We start from the raw sequence: 15,869 nt of genomic DNA, 5'->3' as shown, positions 1-15,869 counted from the left end.
GGGCGCACCGGGTTACAACTGGGCGGAGCGCAGGGTCACGGCCCCTCGGAAGTCCCCTGGCGGCATCCTCGACATCGCGTCCAGCGACGCGTCCGGCACCGGCAGCACATGCGCGTCGACCCAGGTGTCCCCGGTCGCGCCGTTGGCCCACGGGTCATCGATCACCACGGCACCGGGCACGACGCCGTGGCAGAGGACCCAGTGCGGGACCTCGAACCCCTGCATCGCGGCGAGCGAGAGCAGCAGGAGTACGTGCTCCCGCCGGCCGATCGCGTCCCGGACCGCGCTCAGCGGGAAGTGGCCGGGGTCGACCGGGACGCCGATGCGCTCGGCCTCCGTACGGGACACCTGCTGGAGCACCGCGCGCCACTCCTGGTCGCCCGGGTCGAGGTGGTCGAGCATGAGCGGCCGGTCCGTGTCGAGGTGGACCGTCACCCCGGCCGACGGCCAGGACCGGCGCAGGGCGACGCCGAGGCCGACGGGCTCGCAGGCCATGAAGTTGGTCGCGTCCCGCCACAGCGTCAGCTCCGCCCGGCGGTCGAGCGCCTCGCGCGGCAGGACGCCCGCGTGCACCTGCGCGACGAGGGCGGTGACGGCGCCACAGCTGAAGTGGGTGGTCTGCCCGTAGTACGGGGGCGCGGCCACCGCGTCGTCGTTCAGCCAGCGGACGTAACCGGCGGCCGGCCCCTTCGCGCCCTCCGACTGCGAGAGCGGCGGGTCCAGGGGCGCGAAGCCCGCGGCGGCGGCGTCCGAAGGCGTGACCGTCCACCCCTCCCACTTCAGCTGGACGAGACCCCGCTCGCGCGCGTGGGCCGCGACGGCCCCGATGACGGCCGGTACGTCACCCACGGCGTCCACGATCTTCAGATACGCCGTCCCCGGGCGGGCGGTGACGAGCGCGGCGCCCGCCCACTCCTCGCCGTCACCGCGCACGGCGACGAGGTGCGGGGCGTGGGCGGAGCGGTCGACCGCACCCCAGCGCTCCGCCACCTCCGGGGGGACGAGCGGGGCCGGCGCGGTGCCGGGCTCGTATGGCACGGGCCCTTCTCGCAGGGAGGACGACATTCGAATGCTCCAGAGAAAGTCAGGCGCGGGACTGCTTCAGCACCCACACGAAGTACGGCGCGCCGACCAGCGCGATCATCAGCCCCGCCGGCACCTGGGAAGGGGCCGCGACGGTGCGGCCCAGCGCGTCCGCCACGCACACCAGCACCCCGCCGAGCAGCATCGCGACCGGGATCGTCCGGGCCTGCCGGGCGCCCACCAGGGAGCGGGCGAGGTGCGGGGCGACGAGTCCCACGAAGCCGACGACGCCGATGGCGATCACGCTGAGCGCGGCGAGCACCGCGGCGATCGCCAGGGCCGCGAAGCGGGTGCGCTCCACCCTGACGCCGACGATCCGCGGGGTGTCCTCGTCGACGGCGAGCAGGTCGAGCCGCTCGCGCATGGCCAGTAGTACGGGAAGCGCGAGGGCGAGGGCCACGGCGACCGGGACGGTGTCGGAGAACGTACGGCCGTAGGTCGTGCCGGAGAGCCAGGTGAAGATGCGGGGCGTGTTGTACGGGTCGGCGCGCAGCAGCAGGAACGTGGTCACCGCGCTGAGGCCGTACCCCACACCGATGCCGATCAGGACGAACCGGTCGGGCAGGAAGCCCCCGCGCCAGGCCAGCAGGGCGATCACCGCGAAGGTGGCGAGCCCGGCCGCGACGGCGACCGCGACGAGCACCGTCTGTCCGCCGCCGAGCCCCGAGGTGACGACGCCCGCGGCGCCCAGACCGGCGCCCGCCGTGATGCCGAGGATGCCCGGCTCCGCGAGCGGGTTGCGTACGGTGCCCTGCACCACGCATCCGGCGAGTCCGAGCGCCATGCCGGCGAGGACGGCGGCGGTGACCCGGGGCACCCGGTCGTCCAGGGCGGCCCCGATCAGGTCGGGGGCGGTGCCCTGGATCCAGAGCGCGATGTCCCCGGTCTTCAGCCAGAGGCTCCCCGCCAGGGTGCCGACGAGGGCGGCCACCACCAGCAGCACCGCCGCGCCGGTCACGACGAGGAGGTAGGCGCGCCGGGACCGGGCGGCGACCCGGGCCCGTGGCGGCTGCTGGATGCGGCCCGTGTCGCGCAGCCGGAGCGCGAGGACCACGATCACGACGGAGCCGAGGAGCGCGGTGGGCACCCCGGTGGGGATGGAGGCCGCCCCGTCCGCCCCCTGCACCGCGCGCAGGACCGCGTCGGCGAGCAGGATGAGCAGCGCGCCGAGCAGGCCGGCGGCGGGGATCAGGAGCAGGTGGCGGCGCAGTGCGCGGACCCGGCCGGCGATCAGGCGGGCCAGGACCGGGGCGCCGAGGCCGACGAACGCCATCGGGCCCGCGAGGGTGACCGAGGTGCTGGTCAGGAGGACCGCGCAGAGCACGGCGAGCACCCGGGTGCTCCGGATCGGCACGCCGAGGGTGGCCGCGGTGTCGTCGCCGAGGTTCATCACGTCGAGGCGCCGGGAAAGGGCGAGGGCCGCGCAGAGCACCAGGACGATGAGGGGGATGGCGCGCAGCGACGCGTCGATGTCGAGCTGCGCGAGCGAGCCGCTGCCCCAGGCGTAGAGGCCGGTGGTGTTGTCCTTGAACAGGATGAGGAGCATCCCGGTCGCGGAGTCCAGGGCCATCGCCAGCGCCGATCCGGCGAGGATGAGGCGGGTGCCCGAGGTGCCCGCCGCCCGGCCCGCGAGGAGCAGCACGAGCGCCGCCGCGACCAGGCCGCCGGTGAAGGCGACGACGCCCGAGGCCCACAGCGGTACGGAGAGGCCGAAGGCGGCGACCAGCGAGACGGCGAAGTAGGACCCGGCCGAGACCGCGAGGGTGTCGGGCGAGGCCAGCGCGTTGTGCGTGACGGACTGGAGCAGCGTGCCGGCGCAGCCCAGCGCGAAGCCGACCGCGACGCCCGCGAAGAGGCGCGGCAGCCGGGAGCCGGTGAGGATCTCGCCGACCGGTGCGCCGTCGGCGCTGTCCTTCTGCCCGGCGAGGTGGCGCACGAGATCGCCGACGCCGACGCCCGAGGTGCCCTGGGTCAGGTGCCACAGGCCCACCAGGACGGTCGCGGCGAGGAGGAGCGCCAGGACGGCCGCCCCGGCGGGAGCGCCGCCGCGTTCCTTGAGCGGACGCGGGGGCGCTCCCTCGGCGGGTGGCGCTGTGCGTACGGCGCTCACCTTGGTTCTCCCGGGACGCCCTGTCTTTCAGGGCGGGGGGCTATGGGTCCTGGGTGCGGGGCCGCGAAGTGGCGGAGTGCGCTGCACATTGGCCTTGACCTGCGCTCTCTCTCGTTGTCAGTGGGGGCTGTTACGTTGCGGATCATGGCGACGACGGCAGTGGCTGAGCGGGGGTCCGGGCTTGCCCGGTACACCTACCGGTTGCGTGTGTCGTCGTCCGCGCGGGCGGGTCTTGGGGCGGAGTGGGCGCGGTGTCGGTGGGTGTGGAACGAGTGCGTGGCGATGTCCCGCAAGGTTCACGCCGCGAACCGCGACGCCGTCGAGAAGACGACGTGCGGTCCGGCGCAGCTCGACAAGTCGCTGACCGAGGCCCGGCAGTCGATGGCATGGCTGCGGGAGGGGGCGAGCGTCCCGCAGCAGCAGACCATCCGTGACTTTACGAAGTCCCGGGTCAAGGCGATCAAGGACATCGTGGCAAGGGTGTCGGTGCGGCGGCGGGCCGGGATGCCCCGGATGAAGCGCAAGCGGGACGCCCTGCCCACGCTGAACTACACCCAGCGCGGCTTCCGTCTCAAGGACGGCCGCCTGCACCTCGCGGGCGGCATCGTTCTGACGGTCGTGTGGTCCCGCGAGTTGCCGTCCGTGCCGTCCTCGGTGCGGGTGTACCGGGACAGTCTGGGGCACTGGTACGCGTCGTTCGTCGTCACCACCGAGCCCCAGCCGCTCCCCGCCACGGGGCACGTGCTCGGCGTGGACTGGGGCGTCAGGGAGACCGCCACCACCACATCCGACGCCCACGACCTCCCCCACCCCGGCCACGGAAAGAGCGCGGCGCGGAAGCTGGGGCGCTATCAGCGGATGATGGCCCGCCGCCGCCCCGCCAAGGGCAAGGCCGCGTCCAAGGGCTACCGCAACGCCCGACGGCAGGCCGCGAAGCTGCACAAGAAGGTGGTCCGTCAGCGGCAGGACACCGCCCGCAAGTGGGCCAAATCCGTGGTCCGCGACCACGACGCCATCGCCGTCGAGGACTTCCGCCCGAAGTTCCTGGCGAAGACCACCATGGCCCGCAAGGCCGCCGACGCCGCGATCGGCGCCACCAAGACCGCCCTCATCGAGATGGGGCGCAAACACGGACGGGACATCCGTCTTGTGCATCCCGCGCACACCACCATGGACTGCGCACAGTGCGGAGCGAGAACCAAGCACGCACTACCTCTTTCGGAACGTACCTACACCTGCACCGCATGCGGGAACGTGTCCCCCAGGGACAAGAACTCCGCCCGCGTGATGCTGGTCCGGGCAGGTCTCAACCCGGCTGGTGCCGATCGTGTAAGAGCCGAAGGACTGCAGGTCCCCGGCCAACGTGAGCCAGGAATCCCCACCCTTTCAGGGCGGGGAGGATGTCAATTCTTGTCGAGTACGTCGACGTAGGCGTCGATCGCCTGCTCGTTGGAGCGGGGGCCGCCGGCGCCCCAGACCCGGGCCGGGAAGGCGTGGGCGCGGCCTTCCTTGACGGCCGGGAGCTTCTTCCAGATCGGGTTCTTCTGGATCGCGGCGACATAGCCGCCGGCGCCCTCGTCGTTGGCGTAGAAGAGGTTGGCGTCACCCACCGCGACAAGGCCCTCGACGTCCGTCTGCGCGAGGCCGTAGGCGGGGTCGACGCCTCCGTCGCCGTGCTCCTTGTTGACGCTGCTGGTCCACGCGGGCTTCAGGCCGAGCTCCTTGCCCAGCTCGGTGAAGAGGGCGCCGTCGCTGTAGGGGCGGACGGTGAGGTTGTTGCCCTCCAGCCAGCCGTCGAAGAACACGAAGTCCTTCGTCGGCAGGTCGGCGTCGGTGACCTGCTGCTTCGCCTTCGCGAGGTGGTCGTCGAACTCCTTGAGGACCTGGTCGGCGCGCTCGGTGCGGCCGGTGGCCTGGCCGATCATGCTGAAGACCTGGCGCATGTTCCCGATCGGGTCCTTCGGGTTGGCTCCGCGCGTGGCGAGCACGGGGACGCCCCGCTTCTCCAGCTTCTTGATCATCTCGTCCTTGGCGTCGAACGCCTCCACGACGATGAGATCGGGCTTGGCCGCGTACAGGGTGTCGAGGTCGGGCTCCTCGCGGGTGCCGATGTCGGTCACCCCGCCGGGCAGCTTCTCCGCGCTGACCCAGGTGCTGTAGCCCTTCGCGTCCGAGACGGCGGTGGGGGTGACGCACAGGGTCAGGGCGTCCTCGACCTGCTGCCACTCCAGGACCGCGATGCGCTTGGCGGGCTTGTCGAGCTTCACCTGCCGGCCGACGCCGTCCGTGAGGGAGACCGGCCCGGTCGACGTGGTCGTGGTGTCGTCGGCGCAGCCCTTCGACGCGGGGGCTGCCTTGGCGCTGCTCTTGGCCGTGACGTCGTCGGCGTCGGTCGTGCCGCAGGAGGCGAGGGCGAACAGGGCGAGCCCGGTCGTGGCTGCGGCCGTCAGGCGGCTGGCGCGGTTCATGGAGGGTCCTCTTTCTCAAATTCTCGAACGTTGCGTCGGAGCGCCGCACGGCTGCTCCGGAAGGGGTGGCGGCCTCGTCAGGTGAGGTGGCGCCCGAGGGGGTCGATGCGCAGCCGGCCCGTACGCGGGTCGAGGGCGACGTCGACGCGGATGTCGTAGACCAGGCCGATGTTCTCGGCGGTGAGCACGTCGGCCGGGGCTCCCGCCGCGTGGATGCGGCCGGCGTGCATGAGGACCAGCGTGTCGGCGACCCGGGACGCCTGGTCGAGGTCGTGGAGCACGATGCCGACGGCGAGGCCGTGCCGCTCCACGAGGTCCCGGACCAGGTCGAGCGTCTCAAACTGGTAGCGCAGGTCCAGGTGGTTCGTCGGTTCGTCCAGCAGCACGACGCCGGTGTCCTGGGCGAGGCAGGCCGCGAGCCAGACGCGCTGCATCTCCCCGCCGGAGAGCTCCCCGACCTGCCGGTCCGCCATGTCCCGTACGCCGGTGACGCCCATGGCGCGGTCGACGGCGGCGCCGTCCTCGGGGGTGGGTCCCGCGAAGCCGCGCCGGTAGGGGTGGCGCCCGAAGGCCACGACCTCGGCGACCGTCAGCCCCTGGGGTGCGGGCCGCGACTGGGAGAACAGGGTCACCTCGCGGGCGAACCCGCGCGGGCTGAGCAGGGCCGCGTCGCGCTCGGCCGCTCCGTCGGCGGCGCCGAGGGTGACCTTGCCGCCGTCCACCTGGTGCAGCCGGGACAGCGCGCGCAGCAGCGTGGACTTCCCGCTGCCGTTCGGCCCCACGAGGGCGGTGGCGCGGCCGGGCTCCAGGGTGACCGAGACGCCGTGGACGACCGGCTCGCCGCCGTAACGCAGGACCAGGTCGCGCCCGTGGAGCGCGGACGCCGGTGCGGCGGGGCCGTCCGGAAGTCGTCCGGCACGACGGAAGGGGCTTGTGAACATGAGGAGGTCCGGGTGATCGGAGGGGCGCGGTGTGGGGCACCCCCCGCCCGGCCTTCACGGGCCGGGCCGCACGCTCTCCCGTACGCGGGCACCGCTTACGGGCGTACGCGGGCAGCACCGCGCACGGCGAGCAACAACTAAGGGTTACCTAACTCGAAGAAGACTATATTCCGCTTGTCAGGCAGACAATCCGGCGTTCTCGCCACCCGATACGGAATTCCGGACATCCCCGGAAGCCGCCACCGCCCCGAAGAACGCGCCGGGCGTGGTCCCCATGACGCGCCGGAAGGCGGCGATGAAGGAGCTGGGCTGCGCGTAGCCAAGCTGCTCGGAGACGGACATCACATCGAAACCGTCCGACAGGAGCATCAGCGCCCGGTGCACCCGCAGCATCTGCCGCCACTGTGCGAAGGAGAGCCCGGTCGACCGGCGGAACGCGCGGGTGATCGTACGGTCGCTGGTCCCCAGCTCCCGCGCCCACTCCTCCAGCGAGCGGCTGTCGGCGGGATCGTCCAGCAGGGCTTCGGCGATGGCGTCGATCCGGGGATCGCCGGGCAGCCGCAGCGCCAGCTCGTGCTCCGAGGGCTCGATCACGTCGAATACGACGGCCTCAGCCCGCAGCCGGGCGGCCTCGTCGAGGTCCGTACGCGACAGATGGGTCAGCAGCGACACGAGCAGCGGGGTCATCGCGATCGCCTCCGGCTCCCCGAAGGCGAAGGGCGTGCGGTCGGGGGCGAAGAAGGCGCTGTGGAAGCGGGCACCCTCCGTCGCCCGGCCCGCGTGCACCACCCCGGCGGGCATCCAGAGCCCGTGGCCCTCGAACACGGTGAAGACCCGGCCGCCCACCCGGGACGTCAGCGTTCCGCCGCGCACCCAGACGAGCTCGTGCAGCTGGTGCGCGTGCTGGGCCCACTCCGTGGGGGCGGGGACGATCCGGAATTCCGCGACGACGGCGCCCGCGGCCGGCGCCCGCTCCGGGAGCGCCCCGGCCCGGCGCACGACCGTGCCCGCCTCGCGGCGCCACAGCCCCGGGCTCACCTCGGGGAACTGCGACCGGACCATACGAGCGAGTCTAAGCGGCCGCCCCGAACCGGTTCCCGTTGCGCCGTGTGGCATCGAACTCATCGCCAAGGTCGGCCAAAGCGCGTGTCCCGCACCTGATTCCGGCCTCCCGGCGACCTACGTTGTCCCGGTGGAGCAGCACAGGACACGTCCCCCGCAGCGCAGGCAGACCCCGTTGTCCCCGCTCGGGGAGGCCAAGGGTGCCAGGAAGGCCGACGGCACGGGGGCCCTCGGTTACCGGGTGATGAGCGCGCCCGCCGGGCGGCCGGTCTCCCCCGCCGTGGGCGCGCTGCGCCGGCTGCCCAATCCCCGGCTCACCGGGATCGGCGCCGGGCTCTTCGCGGCCGCCGCCATGTTCCTGATCGGGTGCCTGGACTGGCTGCTGTTCGACGAGTCGCCGGTCGTGTTCGGGGTGCTGTTCCTGCCGGTCAGCGCGCTCACCGCGCTCTGGGTGCGCCCTGCGGACCTGGTGACCGCGCCCATCATCGTGCCCATCGCCTTCGCGCTCGGCATCGCCCCCATCGCCGGCGGCGGCGGAGGGCTCGGCGGCCGGACCATGGCCGTCGTCACCGCGCTCGCCGTGCACGCCGGCTGGCTGTACGGCGGCACCCTCGTCGCGGGCCTCATCGCCTCCGTACGCAAGGTTCGGCTGATGCGGGCCCGGCAGCGGCGGCTGCTGCTGGCCGCGCACACCGCCCGGCCGGCCGCCGCCGGCGCCTCGCCGGCACCGGCGGGCCGCACGGCGGAGCGGGCACCCCGCCGCCCCTCCCAGCGCTGAGCCGCCCCTCCCAACCCTGAGCCGGCCTTCCGGGCCGAACGCCGAACGCGAAACGCCGAGGCGTCAGTCCGAGGCCGCGGCGGCCGCCTTCGCGGCCATCGCCGCGCCCACGATCCCCGCGTTGTTCTGAAGCTCCGCCGGGACCATCTCCGCCCGTACGTGCTCGATCAGTGGCAGGAATTTGTCGGCTTTACGGCTGATTCCTCCGCCGATGATGAACAGTTCGGGCGAGAACAGCATCTCCACGTGGGCCAGGTACTTCTGGACCCGGCGGGCCCAGTGGTGCCAGCCCAGGTCCTCGTCCTCCTTGGCCTTCGTGGAGGCGTGCTTCTCCGCGTCGTGGCCGTGGAGCTCCAGGTGGCCGAGCTCCGTGTTGGGGACGAGCTTCCCGTCGATGAAGAGCGCGCTGCCGATCCCCGTACCGAAGGTCAGCATGATCACCGTGCCCTTGCGGCCCCGGCCCGCGCCGAACGTCATCTCGGCGATGCCCGCCGCGTCCGCGTCGTTGAGCACGGTGACCGGGAGGCCCAGCCTGTCGCCGAGCAGCGTGCGGGCGTCCTGGTCGATCCAGCCCTTGTCGACGTTGGCCGCGGTGCGGGTGACGCCGTCCGTGACGACGCCCGGGAAGGTGATCCCCACCGGGCCCTTCCAGTCGAAGTGGCCGACGACCTCGGCCACGCACCCGGCCACGTCCTCGGGCGTCGCCGGGTGCGGTGTCAGTACTTTGTGGCGCTCCTGCGCCAGGTCTCCGCGGTCCAGGTCCACGGGAGCGCCCTTGATCCCGGATCCGCCGATGTCCACGCCGAAGATCTCCATGTGATCCACGGTACGGGCACCGGCGCGCGCCCACTCCCGGAACGGCCTCCGAAGATCCGGGCTACTCGCCCTTCAGGGCCGCCGCCTCCGCGCGCAGGTCGCGGCGGAGCTCCTTCGGCAGCGAGAAGACGATCGACTCCTCGGCGGCCTTCACGATCTCGACGTCCTCGAAACCCCGCTCGGCCAGCCACGCCAGCACCCCGTCGACCAGCACCTCGGGCACGGAGGCGCCGGAGGTGACGCCGACCGTGGAGACACCGTCCAGCCACGCCTCGTCGATCTCGTCGGCGCCGTCCACCAGGTGGGAGGCGCCCGCGCCCGCGCCGAGGGCGACCTCGACCAGGCGGACCGAGTTGGAGGAGTTCTTCGAGCCGACGACGATCACCAGGTCCGCGTCGGCGCCCATCTGCTTCACCGCGATCTGGCGGTTCTGCGTGGCGTAGCAGATGTCGTCGCTGGGCGGCGAGATCAGCAGCGGGAACTTCTCCTTGAGCGCGCCGACCGTCTCCATCGTCTCGTCCACGGAGAGGGTGGTCTGGGAGAGCCAGACGACCTTCGACGGGTCGCGCACCTCGACGTTCTCGACGTCCTCGGGGCCGTCGACCAGGGTGATGTGCTCGGGGGCCTCGCCGGAGGTGCCGATGACCTCCTCGTGGCCCTCGTGGCCGATCAGGAGGATGTCGAAGTCGTCCTGCGCGAAGCGCACGGCCTCCTTGTGGACCTTGGTGACCAGGGGGCAGGTCGCGTCGATCGTGGCGAGCTTCCGCTCGGCCGCCTCCTGGTGCACGGTCGGTGCGACGCCGTGCGCGGAGAACATCACGATCGAGCCCTCGGGGACCTCCGCCGTCTCCTCGACGAAGATCGCGCCCTTCTTCTCCAGGGTCTGTACGACGTACTTGTTGTGGACGATCTCGTGGCGCACGTAGACCGGGGAGCCGTACTGCTCCAGGGCCTTCTCCACGGCGATCACGGCACGGTCCACGCCCGCGCAGTAGCCACGGGGAGCGGCGAGGAGGACGCGTCGGGGGGTCGTAGCAGTCATGCGTCCCATCGTAAGGCCGTATCGGACGGGCGCGTGGGGCAGCAGGTCGGGAGACTGATCTTGACGCGACCAACGGAGGGCTCATGGCCGACAGCGGTACGGAATCGGGCGGCGGCGGCGCCACGGAGCAGGCCCGGCTGCGGCGGACCCTCGGCTTCCGGGACCTGGTGGTCTACGGGCTGCTCTTCATCGCCCCGATGGCCCCGGTCGGCGTGTTCGGCACGCTGGACGCGAAGTCGGACGGGGCGGTCGCGCTGGTGTACGTCGCCGCGACCGTGGTGATGGCGTTCACCGCGTTCAGTTACGCGCAGATGGTGCGGGTCGCCCCGATGGCCGGGTCGGTGTTCGCGTACGCCCGCAAGGGGCTCGGCGAGGGGCCCGGGTTCATCGCCGGGTGGATGGCGATGCTGGACTACCTGCTGATCCCGGCCGTGGCGTACCTCTTCTCGGGGATCGCGATGAACTCGCTGGTTCCCGGCGTCTCGCGCTGGGTGTGGACGGCGCTCGCGGTGGTCCTGACGACGCTGCTCAACCTGTGGGGCGTGCGCGCCGCCGCCCGGGTCGGTTTCGCGGTGCTGGCGATGGAGATCGTGGTGCTGCTGGTGTTCGTGGTGTCCGCCGTGGTGGTGCTCGTACGGGACGGGGCGCAGCGCGGCTGGCTGTCGCCGCTCACCGGGGATTCCGGGTTCTCCATGACGGCGGTGCTGGGCGCGGTGTCCGTGGCGGTGCTCTCGTATCTCGGGTTCGACGCGATCGCCTCGTTCGCGGAGGAGGTGACGGGCGGCTCGGCGCAGGTGGCGCGGGCGGTGCTGTTCTGCCTGGTGCTCGCGGGGACGCTGTTCGTGGCGCAGGCGTATCTGGCGGCCCTGCTGGAACCGATGACCTCGTCGGAGCTGACCGCCGATCCGGGGGCGCAGGGCTCGGCGTTCTACGACACGGTGGACGCGGCGGTGGGGACCTGGCTGCACGATCTGGTGGCCGTCAGCAAGGCGATCGGGGCGGCGTTCGCGGCGCTGGCGGGGCAGGCGGCGGCGGGGCGGCTGCTGTTCGCGATGGCCCGGGAGCGGCGGCTGCCGGGGCTGCTGTCGAAGGTCGATCCGCGCTCGGGGGTGCCGAGGGTGGCGATCCTGCTGGCCGCCGTCGTGACGCTGGTGGCGGCGGTGTGGGCGGCGCGGCGCGACGACGGGCTCGACCATCTGGTCTCGGTGGTGGACATCGGGGCGCTGACGGCGTTCGTGCTGCTGCACGCGTCGGTGGTGGGCTGGTTCGTGGTGCGGCGGATGGAGGGCGAGCCGAGCTGGTGGCGCCATCTGGTGGTGCCGGTGGTCGGTGCGGGGGTGCTGATCGCGGTGATCGTGGAGGCGACGGGGAGCGCGCAGGTGGTGGGCGCGTGCTGGCTGGTCGTGGGGCTCGTGGTGGTGCTGGTGCAGCGGGGGCGGCGGGGTGTGGCCCCGTGAAGCCGTGACGGGGCCCGTTGTCGGTCCCGGCCGTTACGCTCGCTCGCATGGCTCTGAACACTTCCCCGGAAGCCCCGCTGCCCGTCGGTGATGTGTCGCGGCTCATCGGCGGCTGGATCGACCGGCTCGGTGCGGTCTGGGTCGAGGGCCAGATCACGCAGCTGTCGCGGCGGCCCGGTGCCGGGGTGGTGTTCCTGACGCTGCGCGACCCGTCGCACGACATCTCGGTGAGCGTGACGTGCTTCCGGCAGGTCTTCGACCGGATCGCCGATGTCGTCTCGGAGGGCGCGCGGGTCGTCGTCCTCGCCAAGCCGGAGTGGTACGCGCCCCGGGGGCAGCTGTCGCTGCGGGCGACGGAGATAAGGCCGGTGGGCATCGGCGAGCTGCTGGTGCGCCTCGAACAGCTGAAGAAGTCCCTGGCCGCCGAGGGTCTGTTCGCCCTGGACCGGAAGAAGCCGCTGCCCTTCCTGCCGCAGCTGATCGGGCTGGTCTGCGGCCGGGCCTCGGCGGCCGAGCGCGATGTGCTGGAGAACGCCCGCCGCCGGTGGCCCGCCGTCCGCTTCGAGGTGCGCAACACCGCCGTGCAGGGGGTGCACGCGGTGAACCAGGTGGTGGGGGCGGTCAAGGAGCTGGACGGCATCCCGGACGTGGACGTGATCGTGGTGGCGCGCGGCGGCGGCAGCGTCGAGGACCTGCTGCCCTTCTCGGACGAGGAGCTGATCCGTACGGTCGCGGCCTGTCGTACGCCGGTGGTCTCGGCGATCGGGCACGAGCCGGACTCCCCGCTGCTCGACCTCGTCGCGGACGTCCGGGCCTCGACGCCCACGGACGCGGCGAAGAAGGTCGTGCCCGACGTGGGCGAGGAGCTGGACCGGGTGCGGCAGCTGCGGGACCGGGCTCTGCGGACGGTCCAGGGGCTGCTCGACCGGGAGGAGCGGGGCCTCGCCCACGCGCTGGGGCGGCCCTGCATGGAGCACCCGGGGCGGATGGTGGACGAGCGCGAGGCGGACGTCGACGCGCTGGCCGGCCGCGCCCGCCGGGTGCTGGGCCATCTGCTGGACCGGGCCGATTCGGAGCTGTCCCACACCAGGGCCCGGGTGCTCGCGCTGTCGCCCGCCGCGACCCTGGAGCGCGGTTACGCGGTGCTCCAGCGCGCCGACGGGCACGTGGTCCGGGAGCCGGCGGACGCGGGCGGGGCCGGGGAGCCGCTGCGGGCCCGGGTGTCGGGGGGCGAGTTCACGGTGCGGGTCGCGGATTAGCGGCCCCCGGGGCGGGATCGATTCAGGGACCGGACACATGACGACGCATAGGGTGGAAGACATGACGGACGAGGGGACGGCGGCCGCCGCCGCGACGAGCCCGCTGGGCTATGAGCAGGCGCGCGACGAGCTGATCGAGGTGGTGCGCCGCCTTGAGGCGGGCGGGACCTCGCTGGAGGACTCCCTCGCGCTCTGGGAGCGGGGCGAGGAGCTGGCGAAGGTGTGCCGGCACTGGCTGGAGGGCGCCCGTGCCCGGCTGGACGCCGCGCTCGCGGGCCCGGCGGAGGACGAGGCGTAAGGAATTATTCCGGTTCTGCGGCGTGAGTCTCCCCACTCCCCATTTAGTTGAACGTTAACGCACTTCCGCCGTACGGTGATCGTCGTGGCCGGAACCTTCGTGTCCGCGACCCGATCCCCCCGTGTACGTCCGGAAGGTAATACGCCCGATGTCCCTCGTTCTTGACCCCGCCGCCCAGGACCTCCTCTTCCGCGAGGCCCGCACCGCCAACACGTTCACCGACGAGCCGGTGACGGACGAGCAGGTCCAGGCCATCTACGACCTGGTCAAGTACGGCCCGACCGCCTTCAACCAGTCGCCGCTGCGCGTCGTCCTGGTGCGCTCCGACGACGCCCGCGCGCGCCTCGTCCAGCACATGGCCGAGGGCAACCAGCCCAAGACCTCGACCGCCCCGCTGGTCGCGATCCTCGCCGCGGACAACGAGTTCCACGAGGAGCTGCCGGCCCTGCTGCCGCACTTCCCGCAGGCCAAGGACATGTTCTTCTCGGAGCGCCCGGTCCGCGAGTCCGCCGCCTCGCTGAACGCCGCCCTCCAGGCCGCGTACTTCATCATCGGCGTCCGCGCCGCCGGCCTGGCCGCCGGCCCGATGACCGGCTACGACGCCGCGGGCATCGAGAAGGAGTTCCTGGACGGCGACCACAAGGTCCTCATGGTCGTCAACATCGGCAAGCCGGGCGAGGACGCCTGGTTCCCGCGCCTGCCGCGCCTGGCCTTCGACGAGGTCGTCAAGACCGTCTGAGCCACGGCCGTTCCGAACGGTCGAACACGGGGAAGGCCCCGGAGCACCCGCTCCGGGGCCTTCCCCGTTTCCGTACGTTGTACGGGCGGTCAGGACGTCTTCAGCGCCGCCGCCATCTCCGCCAGCCGCTTCGCCGGGGCCGAGCCGGTCACCACCGTCGTGGCGCCCTTCTCCTCGCGCACCAGCGCGTCGTACTTCGGGCCCTCCCAGCGCTGCCAGGTCTGCCCGGCGACCTCCTGGGTGCGCCCGGTGTCCTTGGCCTCCTGGCTCACCTGGGTGATGTAGGACGTGGCCGGGGCCGTGGACTGCTCGACGGCGACGTACTTGCCCTCCGGGTCGAGGAAGCCCAGGTGCCAGCTGTTGCCCTTGTCCCGTTCGTACGTGACCGAGGTGGGCTTCCAGCCCGCGGGCAGCCCGTCGGGGGCCGCCACCGGGTACGGGGCGGCGCGCCGCGCGGTCAGGAGCTCGACGCGGTAGTCGACGGCCTTGACCGGGTCGGCCTTGTCGTCGTGCGGGATGAAGATGTAGACGACACCCGCCACGGCGGCGATCGCCAACAGCGACAGGATCATGTCCCGGACGGTCTGCTTGCCTTGCTTGCTTGCCACGCCCCCATCGTCGCATCAGCCTCCGCACGTCCGAACCGGGGGCCACCCCGCTCAAACGTGACCCGGTCTGCTCATTTTATCGGCCTGGCGATAGAGTCAGATCACCCTCATCCGGTCGTCGCCGTACAGAAAGGTGCGCTCCGATGTCCGAGCATCATCTGCCGTCCCAGCTGGAGGTCTCCCCGGAGGCCCCCGACCGCAACCTCGCCCTGGAGCTGGTCCGGGTCACCGAGGCCGCCGCCATGGCCGCCGGGCGCTGGGTCGGCCGCGGGGACAAGATCGGGGCCGACGGCGCCGCCGTGAACGCCATGCGGACCCTGGTCTCCACCGTCTCCATGAACGGTGTCGTCGTCATCGGTGAGGGCGAGAAGGACGAGGCGCCCATGCTGTTCAACGGTGAGCGCATCGGGGACGGCACCGGGCCCGAGGTCGACATCGCCGTCGACCCGATCGACGGCACCACCCTCAACGCCAAGGGCATGCCGAACGCGATCGCCGTCCTGGCCGCCGCGGACCGGGGCGCGATGTTCGACCCGTCCGCCGTCTTCTACATGGACAAGCTGGTCACCGGCCCCGAGGCGGCCGACTTCGTGGACATCAACGCCCCCGTCTCGGTGAACATCCGCCGCGTCGCCCGGGCGAAGAACTCCACGCCCGAGGACGTCACCGTCGTCGTCCTGGACCGCCCGCGCCACGAGGGCATCGTCAAGGAGATCCGGGAGACCGGCGCCCGCATCAAGTTCATCTCCGACGGCGACGTGGCCGGCTCGATCATGGCCGCCCGCGAGGGCACCGGTGTGGACCTGCTCATGGGCATCGGCGGCACGCCCGAGGGCATCATCTCGGCCTGCGCCATAAAGTGCCTCGGCGGTGTCATCCAGGGCAAGCTCTGGCCCAAGGACGAGGCCGAGCGGCGGCGCGCCCTGGACGCCGGGCACGACCTGGACCGCGTGCTGTCCACGGACGACCTGGTCAGCGGGGACAACGTGTTCTTCGTGGCGACCGGGATCACCGACGGCGAGCTGATGCGCGGGGTGCGCTACCGCTCGGAGACGGCGACCACGGAGTCCATCGTCATGCGGTCCAAGTCCGGCACCATCCGGACGATCAACTCCACCCACCGGCTGTCGAAGCTGCGGGCGTACAGCGCCGTCGACTTCGACCGGGCGAAGTAGCACCGCCCGCCCACCGAAGAGGCGCCCCCCATG

Annotated in this window: 15 protein-coding genes; 7 read left to right on the top strand and 8 right to left on the bottom strand. The window is 72.3% G+C overall.

Going from position 1 to position 15,869, the window contains the following annotated elements; all coding sequences use genetic code 11:
• Nucleotides 1-12: 12 nt before the first annotated feature.
• Both ACIQZN_RS23410 and ACIQZN_RS23405 read right to left on the bottom strand, forming a co-directional pair.
• A complete protein-coding gene (locus ACIQZN_RS23410; protein ID WP_403997112.1) occupies nt 13-1,065 on the bottom strand; it encodes a peptidase C39 family protein in 1,053 nt (350 codons plus the stop codon).
• Nucleotides 1,066-1,084: 19 nt separating this feature from the next.
• Nucleotides 1,085-3,193 (bottom strand): iron ABC transporter permease, encoded by a 2,109-nt coding sequence (locus tag ACIQZN_RS23405; RefSeq protein ID WP_403997109.1) that lies wholly within the window; start codon nt 3,191-3,193, stop codon nt 1,085-1,087.
• A 144-nt stretch (nt 3,194-3,337) separates the two neighbouring features.
• Between ACIQZN_RS23405 and ACIQZN_RS23400 the strand changes: the two genes are divergently transcribed.
• Nucleotides 3,338-4,624, top strand: a complete 1,287-nt coding sequence (locus tag ACIQZN_RS23400; protein ID WP_403997106.1) for an RNA-guided endonuclease InsQ/TnpB family protein — start codon at nt 3,338-3,340, stop codon at nt 4,622-4,624.
• Here ACIQZN_RS23400 and ACIQZN_RS23395 read toward each other — a convergent pair.
• From ACIQZN_RS23395 to ACIQZN_RS23385, 3 genes are all read right to left on the bottom strand, one after another.
• The gene (locus ACIQZN_RS23395; protein ID WP_403997103.1) at nt 4,597-5,661 is read right to left on the bottom strand and encodes an ABC transporter substrate-binding protein; all 1,065 of its coding nucleotides are present in this window, start codon (nt 5,659-5,661) and stop codon (nt 4,597-4,599) included. The genes ACIQZN_RS23400 and ACIQZN_RS23395 overlap by 28 nt on opposite strands.
• Nucleotides 5,662-5,738: 77 nt before the next feature.
• Nucleotides 5,739-6,602: an ABC transporter ATP-binding protein gene (locus tag ACIQZN_RS23390; RefSeq protein WP_403997100.1), complete on the bottom strand. Its 864-nt coding sequence runs from the start codon at nt 6,600-6,602 to the stop codon at nt 5,739-5,741.
• Between the two features lie 177 nt (nt 6,603-6,779).
• The gene (locus ACIQZN_RS23385; RefSeq protein WP_403997097.1) at nt 6,780-7,664 is read right to left on the bottom strand and encodes a helix-turn-helix domain-containing protein; all 885 of its coding nucleotides are present in this window, start codon (nt 7,662-7,664) and stop codon (nt 6,780-6,782) included.
• A gap of 244 nt (nt 7,665-7,908) precedes the next feature.
• Here ACIQZN_RS23385 and ACIQZN_RS23380 point away from each other — a divergent pair, with 244 nt between their 5' ends.
• Nucleotides 7,909-8,442, top strand: a complete 534-nt coding sequence (locus ACIQZN_RS23380; protein ID WP_403997181.1) for a DUF6542 domain-containing protein — start codon at nt 7,909-7,911, stop codon at nt 8,440-8,442.
• A gap of 63 nt (nt 8,443-8,505) precedes the next feature.
• Here ACIQZN_RS23380 and ppgK read toward each other — a convergent pair whose 3' ends face one another.
• Together ppgK and ACIQZN_RS23370 are read right to left on the bottom strand one after the other, a co-directional pair.
• A complete protein-coding gene (ppgK, locus tag ACIQZN_RS23375) occupies nt 8,506-9,258 on the bottom strand; it encodes a polyphosphate--glucose phosphotransferase (protein ID WP_403997094.1) in 753 nt (250 codons plus the stop codon).
• A gap of 61 nt (nt 9,259-9,319) precedes the next feature.
• Nucleotides 9,320-10,309, bottom strand: coding sequence for a 4-hydroxy-3-methylbut-2-enyl diphosphate reductase (locus tag ACIQZN_RS23370; RefSeq protein ID WP_198956985.1), 990 nt, complete (start codon nt 10,307-10,309; stop codon nt 9,320-9,322).
• 74 nt (nt 10,310-10,383) lie between these two features.
• Here ACIQZN_RS23370 and ACIQZN_RS23365 point away from each other — a divergent pair, with 74 nt between their 5' ends.
• From ACIQZN_RS23365 to ACIQZN_RS23350, 4 genes are all read left to right on the top strand, one after another.
• Nucleotides 10,384-11,757 (top strand): APC family permease, encoded by a 1,374-nt coding sequence (locus ACIQZN_RS23365; protein ID WP_403997090.1) that lies wholly within the window; start codon nt 10,384-10,386, stop codon nt 11,755-11,757.
• A 47-nt stretch (nt 11,758-11,804) separates the two neighbouring features.
• Nucleotides 11,805-13,016 carry an exodeoxyribonuclease VII large subunit gene (gene xseA / locus ACIQZN_RS23360; protein WP_403997087.1) on the top strand — a complete coding sequence of 404 codons (1,212 nt, stop codon included), beginning with the start codon at nt 11,805-11,807 and terminating at the stop codon, nt 13,014-13,016.
• A 61-nt stretch (nt 13,017-13,077) separates the two neighbouring features.
• Nucleotides 13,078-13,314: an exodeoxyribonuclease VII small subunit gene (locus ACIQZN_RS23355; RefSeq protein ID WP_403997084.1), complete on the top strand. Its 237-nt coding sequence runs from the start codon at nt 13,078-13,080 to the stop codon at nt 13,312-13,314.
• A 148-nt stretch (nt 13,315-13,462) separates the two neighbouring features.
• Complete coding sequence (locus tag ACIQZN_RS23350; RefSeq protein WP_403997081.1) at nt 13,463-14,053, top strand: malonic semialdehyde reductase; 591 nt, start codon at nt 13,463-13,465, stop codon at nt 14,051-14,053.
• A gap of 89 nt (nt 14,054-14,142) precedes the next feature.
• Here the strand turns inward: ACIQZN_RS23350 and ACIQZN_RS23345 are convergent, their stop codons facing one another.
• Nucleotides 14,143-14,661 carry a DUF4245 domain-containing protein gene (locus ACIQZN_RS23345; RefSeq protein WP_403997078.1) on the bottom strand — a complete coding sequence of 173 codons (519 nt, stop codon included), beginning with the start codon at nt 14,659-14,661 and terminating at the stop codon, nt 14,143-14,145.
• A 143-nt stretch (nt 14,662-14,804) separates the two neighbouring features.
• Here ACIQZN_RS23345 and glpX point away from each other — a divergent pair, with 143 nt between their 5' ends.
• Entirely contained in the window at nt 14,805-15,836 is a 1,032-nt protein-coding gene (gene glpX / locus ACIQZN_RS23340; protein WP_403997075.1) for a class II fructose-bisphosphatase, read from the top strand.
• Nucleotides 15,837-15,869: the final 33 nt, after the last annotated feature.

This window comes from Streptomyces sp. NPDC097595 (assembly GCF_044761525.1).
In the GTDB taxonomy this organism is placed as follows: Bacteria; Actinomycetota; Actinomycetes; order Streptomycetales; family Streptomycetaceae; genus Streptomyces; species Streptomyces drozdowiczii_A.
This window is presented reverse-complemented; position numbering and strand designations above follow the sequence as displayed.